Annotated in this window: 16 protein-coding genes and 1 tRNA gene; 15 read left to right on the forward strand and 2 right to left on the reverse strand. The window is 43.2% G+C overall.

The window, feature by feature from the left end:
• The first annotated feature begins 211 nt into the window (after positions 1-211).
• Positions 212-2,188: a diguanylate cyclase domain-containing protein gene (locus tag AB4484_RS17120; protein WP_372079443.1), complete on the forward strand. Its 1,977-nt coding sequence runs from the start codon at positions 212-214 to the stop codon at positions 2,186-2,188.
• Positions 2,189-2,305: 117 nt separating this feature from the next.
• On the opposite strand, the gene AB4484_RS17125 is transcribed toward AB4484_RS17120, so the two are convergent.
• Positions 2,306-2,491 carry a hypothetical protein gene (locus AB4484_RS17125; RefSeq protein WP_122082898.1) on the reverse strand — a complete coding sequence of 62 codons (186 nt, stop codon included), beginning with the start codon at positions 2,489-2,491 and terminating at the stop codon, positions 2,306-2,308.
• A 273-nt stretch (positions 2,492-2,764) separates the two neighbouring features.
• On the opposite strand from AB4484_RS17125, the gene AB4484_RS17130 reads away from it, so the two are divergent.
• Both AB4484_RS17130 and AB4484_RS17135 read left to right on the forward strand, forming a co-directional pair.
• Entirely contained in the window at positions 2,765-3,433 is a 669-nt protein-coding gene (locus AB4484_RS17130; protein ID WP_061039097.1) for a DUF2726 domain-containing protein, read from the forward strand.
• A 266-nt stretch (positions 3,434-3,699) separates the two neighbouring features.
• Positions 3,700-3,776, forward strand: a tRNA-Val gene (locus AB4484_RS17135).
• Positions 3,777-4,415: 639 nt separating this feature from the next.
• Here the strand turns inward: AB4484_RS17135 and AB4484_RS17140 are convergent.
• Entirely contained in the window at positions 4,416-5,309 is an 894-nt protein-coding gene (locus tag AB4484_RS17140; RefSeq protein WP_048617232.1) for a LysR family transcriptional regulator, read from the reverse strand.
• Between the two features lie 416 nt (positions 5,310-5,725).
• Between AB4484_RS17140 and AB4484_RS17145 the strand changes: the two genes are divergently transcribed.
• From AB4484_RS17145 to tadF, 12 genes are all read left to right on the forward strand, one after another.
• On the forward strand, positions 5,726-5,932 hold the full coding sequence (locus tag AB4484_RS17145) for a Flp family type IVb pilin (RefSeq protein ID WP_019826707.1): 207 nt from the start codon (positions 5,726-5,728) through the stop codon (positions 5,930-5,932).
• Between the two features lie 148 nt (positions 5,933-6,080).
• Positions 6,081-6,506 (forward strand): prepilin peptidase, encoded by a 426-nt coding sequence (locus tag AB4484_RS17150; protein ID WP_122082897.1) that lies wholly within the window; start codon positions 6,081-6,083, stop codon positions 6,504-6,506.
• Between the two features lie 21 nt (positions 6,507-6,527).
• Entirely contained in the window at positions 6,528-7,352 is an 825-nt protein-coding gene (cpaB, locus tag AB4484_RS17155; RefSeq protein ID WP_086970046.1) for a Flp pilus assembly protein CpaB, read from the forward strand.
• On the forward strand, positions 7,352-8,722 hold the full coding sequence (locus AB4484_RS17160; RefSeq protein WP_372079474.1) for a type II and III secretion system protein family protein: 1,371 nt from the start codon (positions 7,352-7,354) through the stop codon (positions 8,720-8,722). Before cpaB ends, AB4484_RS17160 begins: the two co-directional genes overlap by 1 nt.
• Positions 8,719-9,198: a hypothetical protein gene (locus AB4484_RS17165; protein WP_372079446.1), complete on the forward strand. Its 480-nt coding sequence runs from the start codon at positions 8,719-8,721 to the stop codon at positions 9,196-9,198. Before AB4484_RS17160 ends, AB4484_RS17165 begins: the two co-directional genes overlap by 4 nt.
• Positions 9,198-10,439 carry a CpaE family protein gene (locus AB4484_RS17170; protein ID WP_372079448.1) on the forward strand — a complete coding sequence of 414 codons (1,242 nt, stop codon included), beginning with the start codon at positions 9,198-9,200 and terminating at the stop codon, positions 10,437-10,439. Before AB4484_RS17165 ends, AB4484_RS17170 begins: the two co-directional genes overlap by 1 nt.
• Positions 10,436-11,707 (forward strand): CpaF family protein, encoded by a 1,272-nt coding sequence (locus AB4484_RS17175; protein ID WP_048611307.1) that lies wholly within the window; start codon positions 10,436-10,438, stop codon positions 11,705-11,707. The genes AB4484_RS17170 and AB4484_RS17175 overlap by 4 nt, the downstream gene beginning before the upstream one ends.
• A 1-nt stretch (position 11,708) precedes the next feature.
• The gene (locus AB4484_RS17180) at positions 11,709-12,611 is read left to right on the forward strand and encodes a type II secretion system F family protein (RefSeq protein WP_050650021.1); all 903 of its coding nucleotides are present in this window, start codon (positions 11,709-11,711) and stop codon (positions 12,609-12,611) included.
• Positions 12,608-13,450 (forward strand): type II secretion system F family protein, encoded by an 843-nt coding sequence (locus tag AB4484_RS17185; RefSeq protein ID WP_372079451.1) that lies wholly within the window; start codon positions 12,608-12,610, stop codon positions 13,448-13,450. The genes AB4484_RS17180 and AB4484_RS17185 overlap by 4 nt, the downstream gene beginning before the upstream one ends.
• 9 nt (positions 13,451-13,459) lie before the next feature.
• Positions 13,460-14,197 carry a tetratricopeptide repeat protein gene (locus tag AB4484_RS17190; RefSeq protein ID WP_372079453.1) on the forward strand — a complete coding sequence of 246 codons (738 nt, stop codon included), beginning with the start codon at positions 13,460-13,462 and terminating at the stop codon, positions 14,195-14,197.
• Entirely contained in the window at positions 14,184-14,666 is a 483-nt protein-coding gene (locus AB4484_RS17195) for a TadE family protein (RefSeq protein WP_050650019.1), read from the forward strand. Before AB4484_RS17190 ends, AB4484_RS17195 begins: the two co-directional genes overlap by 14 nt.
• Entirely contained in the window at positions 14,656-15,213 is a 558-nt protein-coding gene (gene tadF, locus AB4484_RS17200; protein WP_048611297.1) for a tight adherence pilus pseudopilin TadF, read from the forward strand. The genes AB4484_RS17195 and tadF overlap by 11 nt, the downstream gene beginning before the upstream one ends.
• Positions 15,214-15,216 lie beyond the last annotated feature (3 nt).

Here is a 15,216-nt window from a genome sequence, read left to right on the forward strand (position 1 = left end):
TCAAGTTGATTCGGTATATAACGCCAATGAGGTAGATGATTGTCTGAGTTAAATCAAGAAAGTTGCCTGATTATTCTAATTAATGAGAAAAAGCCAACTCTGATCCACCAATGCGCAGGATTTTAATCTGTATATCTGTCGGGTATAATGTTTGACCGCTTTTAAACATACGTCGATGAAATTGGAATGCAATCAATAATGGCACTGATAAATGAATAGAAACAATGTGTTAGGTTCATTCCTTTTAGTGTTGCTGATGAGTGTTGTGCTGGGGCTGTATTTGCTCTATCCAACTTACGACGACGATTTAAAGCATATTCGACCTGAAAACCCGAGTGTTTATAGTCCAGAGAAAGAGTTATTACTCTCTCAATATGGATCTGCATTGATCGATATTCTCGATGTATCTCGTGGTGATCCCAATTTAGCTTCCCAACAACTCGAGGCTCTCCAAGCCAAGTTCCCAGACCAAGATAAAGCCATCTATCGTGCTTACGAATTGATGATTTTGTCCAACCTTGCGCAACACAAGTTGGATACCAAAGCGGTTTCCGAATACGTCAGACAGATTAAAGCGCTCGCACAACACGAACATATGGGTTGGCTAAAGGCCCAATCTCTCGTTGAATTGGCGATTGAATACATCAGTAAGGGTGAGCTAGCGGAATCTGAAATCCAAATTAGAGCAGCGATAGATATCGCAGAATCGCTCCACTATGAAGAGTTGTTGATTAAGGCCTATAACACGGCTGGAGTCATCAACAATATTCGCAATGACTTTCCCGAAGCTCAATACTTTTTCCATAAAGGTTTAGACCTTGGTAAGAAGTACCCTCAACACATCTACAACAGTAAGTTAGTGTCAAATATGGCACTGCTTTATATCTATTTGGAAGACTGGCCTAAAGCGCTCAAGCTGATTAAAAGAGCCAAAAAACTCTATTACAAGAGTGGACTACTCGAAGCGTCTACCATCGGCGTGCTGCATGTGAATGAGTCTTTTGCTTATCTGCGCAGTGGTGATTTAGTCAAAGGACGAGAAGCCTATCAAAGTGCGGCTAAGCTCAATGGCGATAACGTGAGTGAACGATACAAAATCATCCTATTAAAAGCAGAGAGTGATGTGTTGTTGGCGGAAAAGAACTTTGAGTCAGCACGACAAGTCGCAAACTTGTGTCTTAGGTACCCAGGAGTGGACAAATACACACTTCAATTGGGTCAGTGTTACCTAAATAGAGCCTTAGCGAATATTGGTTTGAACCGAGATAATTTTGTTTTTGCTGATCTAAAGCGATCGTCTGCAATGTTCGATGTTGTAGGGACTCGCAGCTGGAAGGTCCTCGGCTTAAGAACACTTGCTGAATACTATGATTCAAGAGGCGACAGCGAGAACGCACTCCGCTACTTCAAGCTCTATTATAAGGGCAACAAAGCGCTGCTTTTTGATAAGCGCCAGAGTGATATCTTTTTACTAGAGCAAGATTTTGCTACGGCATCATTAGCTCAAGAAAACGAACTACTTAACGCAGAAAAAGAGTTGGGTGAGCTGACATTAGATAAACAGCAGCTACGGAATCGAATCGTTGTTGCGTTGGGTATCATGGTGATGATCAGCGCCGCATTACTTTTGATTAGGTTACGCTCGATCCAGAAGACTAACAAAGAGTTACTCAAGCAATCAACAAGATGTGAACTGACAGGCTTATACAATAGGCGTTACTTGGAACAACGGTTAACTCAGCCGTTGCCAGACCATTTGTCGTCGTTCGGGTATACGCTCGCTATTCTAGATTTGGACAGCTTCAAACAAGTAAATGATACTTATGGGCATGATATCGGTGACCAAGTGTTGGTGGAAGTCGCTAAGCGTTTAGAGCAAATCTTATCAACAAACGATGTAGTGGCAAGATGGGGCGGGGAAGAGTTCGTTATGTTACTGGCTGGGAATCAAGAGCCTGATAAAGAGCTTGAGCTGATAAGAAAAACGATCGCTGACCGACCGATTGAAACACATTCTGGCCCACTAGAATTAACCACATCGATTGGTGCGACGACTCATCTAACGGAACAACAGTTGAATAGCCGTACCTATAAGAAACACTTGAAATCGGCAGACGACGCTCTGTATCAAGCTAAGCAGTCAGGGCGCAATAAAGTCGTTATCATTTTAGTGCCTAAACTTGGTTAATCCCCTGTAATCAAGAAACTTGAACTTCAATAACTAAGCGAATAAGAGTGCTTATCTGAATTAATACAGCTATCTACTCTTATTCGCTTAATTCATACTTTGATTTGGCTTGCTGGATTACTTAGCGACACTTTGGAGCATTTCAACCAATTCGCCTTCTGTCGCAGGTTCGCTAGCGAGTTCAATCACTGCCGAAGCGCCGCCTTTTAACATGTAGGCTTGGGTTCCGCAGTGGTCATAGTGGAACCATTTACCATCTACACATACGTCGGTATAACATCTTGGGTCTTGTTTAAGTTCCATATCAATTTCCTTATTAACATTTGCCTAACGTTTTTCAGACTAGTTGATCACAAATCTAGGTAAATTGATCTAAATCAATCTAGAGTGTAATTGATGATTTGATTATCAAAATAGGAGAGGTGTGTCTAGCGAAGGGGCGACCTCTCGCTGAGCACTGCGCTCAAAGGTCGTGATTCTGGTTGGTTACTCTCGCTCTTTTGCTTGCCAGTTGATGCTTTTCTACATACGCTAGCCACTCTCTTAATCCCTATACAGACTTGATTGTGTTGGAAAATGACTAATATCTTTATCGTTGTAATTGTTCTGGTTGTGTTCTTTTACTTTATTCAAAAGTATGTGGTGAAACACGATGACACCAAAGACCATGCTTATCAGAAGAAAGGCGCGTTGATGTCGGCGCAGCAGGCGACATTCTATAATGCGCTAAAATCCGCTGTGGGTAACCATGGGGAAGTGTTTGCGAAAGTCAGCATGTCGAATGTGCTTGTGCCAGCTAAGACGAACAACAAGAAGAATTGGTTTATCGCCAATAACAAGATCTCACGTAGTTATTTTGACTTTGTGGTTTGCGACCCGCGAACGCTAGAGCCCCGCGTGATCATCGAACTTGATAACGGCAAAGAACTCAATAAAGGGAAAGTCGATCGCGAAAAGCTACTGATTCACGTCTGTAAATCGGCAGGTTTACCCCTGATTGGAGCTTCAATTAAGCACAGCTATCAAGTGAGCCGTTTGAAGAGGTTGCTGGCAGCTCACATCGATTTAATTGAACAATCCAAAGAAGTTCGATTCTGTAAAAAGTGTGGTAGCCCGATGATCATCAAACTGGCAAGCCAAGGCGATTACAAAGGCCGACGCTTCTTCACTTGTAGCCGTCAGCCAAACTGTACCTACACCGAAAACTACAACGTTGTATTCGATGTAGATGAGGAAACGAACTAATATCTTGAGTCAAAATACTCAAGGCAGCCGTAAATAGCACAAAGCGTATCGATGTGTGTCACCATTGAAGTTGAGGTGAAATGTGATCTACTTCAAGCCATTGATCTGCTTTATGTTTAAAATTTATTCTGATTGTTGTTTTTAAAAGCAAACGAACTGTTTTGTGCAAATTTATCCTTGCACGCTACCCATTCACTCGTTATTATCCATTTCGTTCTGAAGCGTTAGCCACTTAGAAAAGCGGTTAGTTAAGTTTCACAGCATTTGCCCGCTTAGCTCAGTTGGTTAGAGTACTTGCATGACATGCAAGGTGTCACTGGTTCGAGTCCAGTAGCGGGCACCAGATTCGTTCTTTACGAACAAGCAAAAAAGCCCACCTAGTGTGGGCTTTTTTGTGTCTGAAATTCCCCGCTTTATGAATGTTCTAGTCTTCTCATCTCTTATGAGGATCTTTAGGGCTTACCTATCCAATGTTGTAGTCCGAATGTAGATTAACGTTGCTAGAAAGGTCGTTAGCATCAAAAGAGGGGCATGAGAGTCGTCTACATCGACCTACCTTCTAATCCTCTATATCGTCGCTTGTGAGAGATTAAGCGAAAGCTAAGTCGCTCTATGTCTCCTAGATACACGTATTACCTAAATAGCTCCACAGTGGACTTGTAAACGACTAATCGACAACCCCAACTGATCTCTTCGAAATACCGCCAAACACATAACCTTAGATCTTGTGACCAGTTGAATTATGAGTATGGCGATAAATAGATCTAAGTTCTTTCTGTTAATTAAATCTAAGCAATGAAAGGTTATATGTGCAGTTAAGTTTTGATTGGTGAGCTATAGAATAAACAAATTCATAACGACGTTAATTATATTTATTATCTATGATTTATTTCGGAGGTATATCAAGATGTATGGAGTTATTAGTATCACACCCTAAGCTAGTGAATGTACCAGAGCGTGATTGCCAGATTTTAAGAGAACGTTATTGAGCTAAATCAGCAACAAATGTTTGTTTGTAATTAGTTGTGGTTTGTAGCTCTTTTTTTATCCATTGGTTAAACAAGCTAAAGTCAGAATGTATGTGCCAGAAGAGGGATGCAATAACTCGTTTACCAAAAAAATCAGGGTGGTCTGTAATTACCTTAAGCTTATTCTCTTTTACGTTACCATCGATAAGAAACCCGGGTAAAAATGCGATGCCTTTTTGAGCCTTACATAAGTCGATGATGGTCCCTAAATCATCCAGTCGCCATAGGTTATATGCAGCAATGTTTGATAAGTTAAGAAGCTCTTCACAACCATCCATTAATAGCACTCGCTGTGATGGTGCGTGAGACTCAAAGGTTACCAAGTCTTCATGGGCTACCCACCAACAGTTGACGTGAAATAACTCCTCTATATTGAAGTCGTAATTTGTCTTGTGATAGGGGTTACCTAACGCTAAGTCTATCTTCCCTTCATTTATGTAGTTCCCTAAAACGAAACTCGGTTTCGTGACGACAAGTAAATCCACATTTGGGAATGCCTCTGAAAATGCCAATAGTGTCTTCTTTACGTTTTGATTGAACACCAACGGATCTATACCTACTCGGTAAACTATCTGGTCAGATATATTCATTTGTTGAGCAATGGTGACCAATTCTCGATATTTCGATACCACAGGTAAAGAGAGTTGGAATAGGCGTTCTCCTTTCTCCGTTAGCCAAACTTTAGAGTGTTCTCTATTAAATACATTGAAACCTAGATCTGACTCCAGATTCTGAACCGCTGTACTAACGGTTGACTGTGATTTTCCAAGCATGCGAGCAGCAGAGCTAAATGAACCTTCTTCAACTACTGCAATGAACGAAACAATATTTTCGAAATGTAGTTTCATGATTCGACTAACCTTTTGACACAAAGAAATTATATTTATTATTGTTTGTTGATTCGAAGAACAATAGCGTGATGATAATTGTATTTCAACAAGTTTTATAAGGAGTAATAAAGCTTGGTCAATTAATTCTTAGGTTGCTTCCAAACCTTATATAAACTTTAGATAAGTAAGAATATTGACCCGTGTCTTACTTTTTCAAGTTTATAAATTTAAATTAATATTCTTTTTGGGAATGGGTTTTATATGTAAGGTGTTGTTATTTAGCGATTTGTTTTTAATTCTTATGTTTTTATTGTGCTTATTCTGATCATTTTTTGCTCGACCTATTGATTAAATCGATAGGGGGTATTTTCCACTGAGTGGGGGCGGTAATTATAATGGCGACGAATTTTCAACAGCCCTTATAGGAAGAAATAATGATTACTAAGCTTTACGTGAAAACAAACATGTTTTTATCACAATTCAAGAACGATGAGCGCGGCGTAACTGCGATTGAATATGGTCTTATTGCTGTTGCAATGGCTGTATTAGTAACTACAGCAGTAGGCGCTGATGGCTTCATTGGTAAGCTAGAAGGTGCTTTTGAGCAAGTAGCTACGGCTATTGAAACTGCTAGCAGCTAACATCAAGCCTTATTAGCTAATGTAGAAGATATCGAAAGATATTCGTGCCAGACCCATGTTTACATTGGTCTGGCTTGGTTAATTTACATCGTGAAATAAGACTTATTCTAACCAAAATTAGGTGGTATTTCCAATTTTTAGTCATGAATTGTATTTAGTGGCTTTGGCAATGCTGAGTATATATGTGTCGGTTACTGATTTTCTCTATCGGAAGATACAAAATTACGCCCTGTACGTATTACTCTTCTTGCAGTGTTTCATATCCCCGTTAGATATTCAAATAATGAGCTTTTTACTGATGTTAGGTGGAGGGCTTATTCTTTATAAGCTGATATGGATTGGAGCGGGTGATATTAAATACGCCGCTATTTTGTCACTTACCATCCCTTTTGATGACTTATTATTGGCGTATATTCTGACGGCTTTTGCTGGTGGTATTTTAGCAGTTACTTATCTAATGACTAAAAAATTAATAAGAGGAAATACCCGTTACCAAGAGGGTATTCCATATGGGATAGCCATTAGCATTGGATTTTACTTAGTGATTTTAACTCAATCTACGCCACATATATAAACCTCCAAGAATGAGAACATTATGAGATCTCGACTGGTATTACTTGTTGCCATTGCCGCCTTGATAGTTGGCGCACTGGGCGTTAACGACTTGTTCAAGAGTGAACCTAAACCGTCAACGACCGCTGAAGTAACGGAAGAAAAAAGTGAAGAGTATGTTTCTGTTTGGATGACCACGGAACCTTATGAAAAAGGGCTTCCGCTCGATGCTCAAGGCGTCGTCAAACAACAACTCCCTCTTAGTAAAGCATTAACGCTCGGTGTCAGAGAAGACGCCCAAATCAGCTTTTCACCCTCTATTTTGTTAAATCGAAACCTTAACGCCGGCGAGGTTGTACTGCCTGAATATCAGGTGACGCCTGGTCAGCCTGGATACATTGATCTTCTGGTCACGGACGGTATGACGCTATACCCATTAAAAGTCAGCGACAAAAACCTAATTAACGACTACATCCGACCGGGTTCGTTTATCGATGTTCTGACGGTGAGTTCTCCTAATGCCAACTTGGCTGGCAATATCGATAAACCAAAGCGGTTTAGAGGAGTGAAAGCCTCAATGTTTCTTAAAAACGTCAAAGTCCTCAACATCGGAAATGACGAAACAGGCGACAGTTCTGTCACCGCTCGAGCTCCGAGCAAAGAGGACGGATTGACTACGGTAGTCATTGAAGTTAGCCCCGATGAGTTACCAAAGCTCGCACTAGCCCAGCGCACAATGCACATCGAAATTTATCGAAGCCAAACCTATACGCAACCTGAGTTCGCGGAGGTGCGCAACATTATCGATAACTATACCGGGATTGCTGAGTTACGCGGTAATGAGAATAACCCTAGAGAGGCTTTGTAATTATGATTCATCATCGAATCAAGCAAGCACTGCGTGTTTCCATATTGGCACCGCTGATTGGCTTACTTTTTATAACAAACAGTTTTGCTGCCGATCGCTCCATTACGCTCAACGATGGTCAGCACATCAAATTCAAGAGCCCGATTGGCCAAGTGTTCATTAATAACCCTGATATCGTTGACTACAAGGTAATCAATGACAACACCCTAGTAGTGTTCGCTAATAGTATTGGGCAGTCACGTCTGATCGTCTACGGAATTGACGACGAGGTATTGCTTTCCGATCGCATCATTGTTGATTTGAATCTGACGGGTATTAGACGCCAGCTCAAATTTCATTTCCCTGATGCCAAGGTCAAGGTTCAATCAGTGGGAGAGCAAGTTGCCGTTAGTGGCCTTGTGGATTCGGAAGCGACGCGTGACGACATCTATCGTTTGGTTGCCACTCTGCTAGGACGAGAAAAGACCGAGAAGTGGGATAAAACTCAGAAGCTAGAGTTTAAATCCGACAACTCTGATTATGAAGAGCCAGAAAGCATGGTCTTTGCGCGCAACATGACGTGGGAAGGGATCATCGAACGTATTGAAGTCGCGACTACCCAGCAGGTGAACGTCAAAATATCGGTGGCTCAAGTAACTGAATCGTTTGGCCAAACCGTTGGTGTCGATTGGAGCTCAGTGGGCTCAAGTGTTGGCGAGTTTGTTTTCGACCAGTTCGATGCAGCTAACCTAAGTACATTAATCACTGCGTTAGGTAACGATCAGATTGCAGAAGTGTTGGCTGAGCCTAACTTAACCGTGCTATCCGGTGAATCTGCAAGCTTTCTTGTGGGTGGTGAAGTGCCCGTTATCGTTTCTACCAGCAGTAACGTGAACATTTCATTCAAAGAGTTCGGCATCAAACTCGACCTTACTGCCAAAGTGCTTAGCCAAGACAAGATCCGCATGCAGTTAGCGCCTGAAGTGAGCGAAGTTGAGGGCTATGTCGAAGCGGCAGGAATCAAAGTCCCACAATTGGCTTCACGACGTGCCATGACAACCGTTGAACTGGCCGATGGCGACAGCTTCGTTCTTGGTGGCTTGATGAGCAGTGCTGATTTGGAAAAAATGCAAAAAATCCCTTTTGTAGGCGATATTCCAGTACTTGGCGCTGCATTCCGAAAAGCAACCACAGAAAGAAAGCGCACTGAATTGATCATCGTTGCGACCGTGAATCTTGTGGAACCGATGAAACCGAAAGACATTCAACTGCCTTACATCAAGAAGACTTCTACATTAGCGCGTTGGCTCAACGTTAAATGGGATGGCAAGTCGGTGACGTCTTCTGATGCAACGATTCGCCTGTTGTCGCAAGGAGGGTTTATCCAATGAAGAAACTATTATTGATGGCGTTATTTACCTCTTCACTTTTGGGCTGCGCCTCTGAGCAATACTTTGTCGGGCATGGTTCTGAAGCCTTGGTGTACAAAGAGCATCACAACTTTGAGTTTGCGATGAAAAACCGTGCTGAAACGGCCAAGCAGCTTAAAGGGTTGATTCAGGATATTGAATCCATGGACAAAGAAGCGACCTATGTTGTGGACTACAAATCAACTCGTAGCAAAGCGATGTTGCAAGAGATTTTCGAGCAATATCCATCGCATGTCATTGCGCCACAAAGAGTGGTGTACCGAAGTGCTCAGCTGTTGCCTAGCGACTTAAATATCCAGGTAACGCTAACACGTTTAAAGACTCAAGAATGCACGCCAGCACAGATTCACGTTCGCTTGAGGCAGCCAGACTGCTTTGCTGAATCGATGCGTTTGAAGCAAGTGGCCTACAAATCAAGATTGGTAGGAGAACAATAATGTTTGACCTGACGAAAGCATTAACAACAAAGGCCAAGCCAACTCCGACCGCAACAACAGGCGTTGCGGGGTGTACTTTGTTTTATCAATCTCAAGAGTGTTTAGACCTTGTTCAAGAAGTCTTCCGGTTTGAAGGATGGAGTGATCCTGCATGCGTCAAAGCCAAAGCGGGCTTGACCAAACTAACAGAACAACAGAGTAGCCATATCGTTATTCTGGAACTCAATGAATCGACTAATGTTGTTGAAGACGCTAAATCTTTTGCAAGCAAACTGCCCACCCACAAAGGTGTGGTCGTGATTGGTAAAGAGGATGCGATTTCTACGCTTCGATCTCTTAAAGAGATGGGTTTCTATTACGTGTTCTGGCCGGTGAACAAACAAGAGTTTGCGGACTTCTTAAATCACGTTAGCAAAAACCTGAAGACGTTCTCTGGTGTGAGCCAGAAACGCAAAGCCAAGCGAGTTGCAATTGTTGGTGCCAAAGGCGGCGTTGGCGCGTCGTTTATGACCACGGAGTTGGGCTCACTGTTATCGACTCAAGGCTCAGACACGATTCTTGTCGATCATCAATATGCCGATACCAACATTGATGTTTTGCTGGGTCTCAAAGATTTTAAGCCGCGAACCATTGATGAGTTCACTGCGCCATTGCATGAAATGGATGAAGAAGGGGCGTTGAGTTACTTAATCAACGCCCGCAAGAATTTACGTCTGTTGGCGATTGATGGCGACATGAGCCAAACCGATGTTCTTAATTACAACCAAACCTTGTGTGAGTTGTTAGCGCGCAACGCCAACTTCATTATTGAAGACTTTTCAGGTGGTGTGGATTTTAAAGTTGAACCTCAACTCTTGGTAGAAAACTTTGATGTAGTGGTGCTGGTTTTAGATGCGTCGGTGTCTTCTGTAAGAAGTGCGAAGCGATTGTTTGAAAAAGTCTCCAACTTACAGCTTTCGTTATCGTCGCGTACTCGTGTGATTACCGTGGTGAACTACCATCGCCCGGAAAACGCTTACGTCTTACAAAAGCCCGATCTGACTAAGTATTTAGGCGCAGAGGTTGATCTAGAAGTCGACTACTGCAAAGCGTTGGCACACATCATTATCGATGGCAAAAGAGGCCATAAGCATGACCGTCACATTAGCCGTTCTATGGAACAGCTAGTGAAGTTGATTAATGGTCAGCCTTTAGATCACAAGAGTATGAATTCTTGGTTGAAAAAGGTGCGTGCTAAATGAGTTCTAACAAAGACTTATACCTCGCATTTCGTGGCCAAATCTTTGAAGCCCTAGATGCAGAAGCGGTTCAGAAAATGAGCCGCCGAGACCTTGAATCCCAAATACAAGCGGCTGTCGATCTGTTGGCGAATAGCTACCAAAGACCGATCACTTCAATGATGAAGTCAGGCTTGGTGAAAAGTTTAATCGATGAATTGTTTGGTTTGGGACCTTTGCAGCCTCTAGTCGAAGATCAGTCCATTTCCGACATCATGGTCAATGGGCCTAACAACATCTTTTTCGAACGACACGGTAAGGTCAAAAAATCCGAAGTCTCGTTCGTCAATGAAGAGCAGTTGTTAGCGATTGCTAAGCGTATTGCTTCACGTGTTGGAAGACGTGTGGATGAGCTTTCGCCGACGGTCGATGCCAGGCTTGAAGATGGCAGCCGTGTGAATATTGTGATTCCGCCGATTTCATTGGATGGCACATCTATCTCTATTCGTAAGTTTAGAGAGCAGAAGATTGGCTTTGAAGATTTGATTGGCTTTGGATCGATGTCTCCAGAGATGGCGCGAGTGTTGATGATCGCTTCTCGCTGTCGCATCAATGTGTTGATTTCTGGCGGTACAGGCTCAGGCAAAACCACGTTGCTCAATGCGTTGTCTCAGTATATTGCTGAAGATGAACGCATCGTCACCATTGAAGATGCGGCCGAGCTGCGCCTGCAACAACCCAACTTGGTACGACTAGAAACACGTACCTCAAGTGTTGAGCAAACTGGAGCAGTAACTCAGCGTGAGTTGGTTATCAATGCGCTTCGTATGCGTCCAGACCGGATTATTCTGGGTGAGTGTCGTGGCTCTGAAGCGTTTGAAATGCTGCAAGCCATGAATACGGGTCACGATGGTTCGATGTCTACATTACACGCTAACACGCCGCGCGATGCGATTGCTCGTGTTGAATCAATGGTGATGATGGCGAATTTGAATCAACCACTTGATGCGATTCGTAGAACGATTGTGAGTGCCGTTCAGATGATTGTTCAGGTCAACAGATTGCGCGATGGGTCTCGTAAGATCACGAGCATCTCTGAAATCGTCGGCCTTGAAGGTGAGAGCGTGGTGATGGAAGAGATCTATCGCTTTCGTTATGACGACGCGCATTATGGAGAAACTGTTAAAGGCGAATTCGTCACCGACGGCATTATGCAACGATCTGAGCTTGTGAAAAAAGCACAATTCTTCGGGCTCTATGAAGAGCTCATCGCCGCATTTAAGGGGGCATAACATGCTTTGGGTTTCATTAATCCTGTTCGCGTTTGTGCTGCTTTTGATCCGTGATTCAAAGGTCAAAAAGGTCTACCAATTTTTCAATATCGAAGAGGCGGAAGCTGAAAATTTTAATGCGATTAACGTGAAGTCATTAGTGCGTAAGCAGGGCTGGCAAAAGTTCAAAGATTCCATCTCGCCAACATTAATGGTGTTGGGCCCGAGATCGTCGTTGTACATCGCCTTATATATAACGGGCAGCCTTATCGCGTCTTGGTACATCGTTACTGATCTACTCTCAATCACCAATTCTTGGCTAGTACTGGGTTCATCTTTGATGTTTACCTTTTTCGGCTATCGTTTTCTGGTCACAAGAAGGCGTCGAGACTTTGAGAATACGTTCCCTGATGCGCTGAATATCCTGATGAGTGCCGTCACCGCGGGTGACAGCTTAATGCAAGCCATCAGTTATGTCGGCGATGTAATGCACAACCCAATTGGCCGCGAGTTTAAGCTAATGGGAGAGCGACTAAAATTAGGCGAATCTCCCGAAGTCGTGCTTCAACGATCGTGTAAAAACTATCCGTATCCAGAGTTTCTGTTCTTTACCGTGACAATCAGGGCAAATATCGCTCGAGGCGGGCAACTCAAGGGGGTGTTAGCGCGGTTAATTAGAGTGCTGGTCGATTCTAGAACACTAGAGAAAAAGAAAATGGCGATGACTTCGGAAGCTCGAATCTCCGCCAAAATCGTTGCGGCCATTCCTCTGATTTTTATGATTATTCTTAATTACGTTAACCCTGATAATGTGGATTTTGTTCTCTATGACCCAGAGGGAAGGATCGTATTGTTTTACGTACTGGGCAGTGAGCTTTTCGGTTTGTTTATTGTTTGGCTATTAGTCAGAGGGGTACGCGCATGATGTTACTGGCTTCCCTTATTGTGTTGTTTTTTTCGTTACTCTTTTTGATTATCGATTCTATTCGTAAAGAGCAACGACATAAGAAAGTTGCGCTCTATATTGGAGACAACTCGGCTCGCGCTCCTTCTCGTGTTAACCGCTTTTTTGTTCGTTTTGGTAAAGAACATCGACACGAACTAGAGCAAAAAATGATCGAGGCGGGTTATTACAACACTGAGTGGGCGAAATTCTATTTCCCTGCCAAGTTATTGGTATTGGCGTTGGTTTCTGGGTTGGTGCTGCTGGGGGACATGGCATCAACCAACAAACTGGTCGTGGTTATTTTCTCGCTGATTGGCGTCATTGTCGTTCCAGATACCTTGTTGCAAATGCGACGTAAGATGTTGATCAGCAGAACCTCAGCTCAACTGCCGTATTTGCTCGACATGATGTCGGTATGTGTGCAAACCGGTATGACGATTGAAGCCGCGCTGGTTTATTTGGGGAAAGAGCTTGCTGAATTTGACTCAGACCTTTGTTACCAAATTAAGCGCACATCGGATTCTGCGAAAATACACGGACTTGAAAAAGCGCTCAATGATCTGAGTGAACGCATCCCGACGCCACCAGTACGAAGCTTCGTACTGACTATAATCCAAAACCTGCAATACGGGACATCCGTGGCGAGTGTGTTAAGTGATCTCGCTGAAGACATGCGAAAAGTTCAAATTCTTACCGTTGAGGAGAAGGTAGGTAAGCTCTCTGCGAAGATGAGTGTGCCTTTGATCCTCTTCATCATGTTTCCGATCGTTATCCTGATTCTCGCGCCGAGCATCATGCAAATGACATTGAACATATAGGGGATAGCAGTGATTGGAAAACGTATCTGTCTCATTGGTCTAGCGCTTAGTGTGTTGGTGGGCTGTCAATCGGCACCGTCACAACAAGACTTGCAGCTTGCCGACGTCACTAGCATGGAAAAAGTGAATAACTATGACGGCCTCATTAGCTATTACAAGTCTGAGTTAGCACAAGGCTCGGAAGACCCAGAGGTAAAAGAGAAACTGGCTTGGGCATATTTCCATAAAGGGGATATCGAGTCGGCTGACTTCTATGTTCAACACTTGCAAAAAGAGGGGTTTGAGAATCCCAACTTGTATCAGTTAGAAGGGCAAGTGTTTGATGCAAAAAATGACGTTGAAAGTGCGATTGCTGCGTATGTAACTTCTATAGAAGCGGGAAACATAACAGGCCAGATTCACGTGTTACTCGGCGTGTCATATACCAAAGTTGGAAGATTCGATGAAGCGTACCAAGAGCTTAATCGAGCTCGTTTACGTGGTTATGACGATGTCGTTGTTAAGAACAACATTGCGATGATTCAAATGGCCAATGGTGAGTACCAGCAGGCGATCGAGACGTTAGCTCCGATTTTAAAAGAAGAGCCAGCAAATAAGATCGTCAAAGCAAATCTTGCTATCGCGTTGATGAAAACCCAGCAAATTGACTCAGCCAAAAAGTTACTTAAAGGCGATTTTTCAGCAGAAGAGATCCAGAGCATTGCCGCTGAATTAACTCAGCTAGGGGTTAACGATGAAGCGTCTTGATAAGCAGAAAGGAGTGACGGCGATTGAGTTTGTGTTGGGTGCACTTGTTCTGTTTTTCGCCACCTTTGCGATTTTCGAATCGAGTTACCAAATCTATGTCGTGAACATGACCGAGTATTCGCTTAGAGAAACCATCAGGAATACCAAAATCTATGAAGGCAAAGGGATCAACGAACAGTACGAGAACAAGTTCAGGTCATTAATCGAAGACGATGACAATCTATGGAGTTTCTTAATAGATAGCTCACGGTTTTCTATTGCAGGACAGTACTTCAAAACCTATGACGATTTTATCGCGAACAGGGGGCACTCTGATCAAGGCTTGAACTTCAATTACGACTTAGCTGAAATGACTGTGACTTATCGTTACACACCCGTGATTAAACTTACTGGCACCGCAGATAGAGATATTTCACGCACCATGGTTTTGAACTTAGAGCATGAGGGGTGGAAAGATGATGCTCCGTAAGAAATGTGTGCTTTCCAAAAGGCGCCAGCAAGGCTCTTACACCATTGAGTTAGTTTTTATTCTTGTGGCCTTATGGGGCGTTTATTTGTTTGGAGCGGACTTGAGCTATCAATTGCTCGCCCGTGCCAAGCTTGATCGATCCAGCTTTGCCCTAGTCAATGTTATCAAAGAGCGTACTCGTTATTTTGAAGCCGATGTGTTGGCAGGAAAGAACTTAGCCGTGACTAACACTGAGCTACTAGAGATGACGAAAGTGGCAAGCCGAATGCTCAATACACCAGTAGACAGTGTGGCGATCAAGATTGAGTCGTTGACCAATAAAACAAATGTTGCTGAATTCACATCGAGCAAATATAGAAGTTTAAATTGCCAAACGGATTCGATTCTCGCGCATGCAGATCTAGCTCCGGTAGAGAAGGGCGTTGTTTACCCACTGTATCGAATCAGCCTTTGTGAAGAGCAAAGTTCTTGGTTCAAACCCTTCTTCAATGGTGGCACCAGTACCACGGTTAAGATTGGCTCTTCTTCAATAATGCCAGGGAGATAATGA

The organism is Vibrio sp. 10N.261.46.A3, assembly GCF_041472995.1.
In the GTDB taxonomy this organism is placed as follows: Bacteria; Pseudomonadota; Gammaproteobacteria; order Enterobacterales; family Vibrionaceae; genus Vibrio; species Vibrio coralliirubri.

Coding starts and splice junctions, on each gene's coding strand:
- AB4484_RS17120 (WP_372079443.1), top strand. CDS start 212: ATGAATAGAAACAATGTGTTAGGTTCATTCCTTTTAGTGTTGCTGATG.
- AB4484_RS17125 (WP_122082898.1), bottom strand. CDS start 2,491: ATGGAACTTAAACAAGACCCAAGATGTTATACCGACGTATGTGTAGAT.
- AB4484_RS17130 (WP_061039097.1), top strand. CDS start 2,765: ATGACTAATATCTTTATCGTTGTAATTGTTCTGGTTGTGTTCTTTTAC.
- AB4484_RS17140 (WP_048617232.1), bottom strand. CDS start 5,309: ATGAAACTACATTTCGAAAATATTGTTTCGTTCATTGCAGTAGTTGAA.
- AB4484_RS17145 (WP_019826707.1), top strand. CDS start 5,726: ATGATTACTAAGCTTTACGTGAAAACAAACATGTTTTTATCACAATTC.
- cpaB (WP_086970046.1), top strand. CDS start 6,528: ATGAGATCTCGACTGGTATTACTTGTTGCCATTGCCGCCTTGATAGTT.
- AB4484_RS17165 (WP_372079446.1), top strand. CDS start 8,719: ATGAAGAAACTATTATTGATGGCGTTATTTACCTCTTCACTTTTGGGC.
- AB4484_RS17170 (WP_372079448.1), top strand. CDS start 9,198: ATGTTTGACCTGACGAAAGCATTAACAACAAAGGCCAAGCCAACTCCG.
- AB4484_RS17175 (WP_048611307.1), top strand. CDS start 10,436: ATGAGTTCTAACAAAGACTTATACCTCGCATTTCGTGGCCAAATCTTT.
- AB4484_RS17180 (WP_050650021.1), top strand. CDS start 11,709: ATGCTTTGGGTTTCATTAATCCTGTTCGCGTTTGTGCTGCTTTTGATC.
- AB4484_RS17185 (WP_372079451.1), top strand. CDS start 12,608: ATGATGTTACTGGCTTCCCTTATTGTGTTGTTTTTTTCGTTACTCTTT.
- AB4484_RS17195 (WP_050650019.1), top strand. CDS start 14,184: ATGAAGCGTCTTGATAAGCAGAAAGGAGTGACGGCGATTGAGTTTGTG.
- tadF (WP_048611297.1), top strand. CDS start 14,656: ATGCTCCGTAAGAAATGTGTGCTTTCCAAAAGGCGCCAGCAAGGCTCT.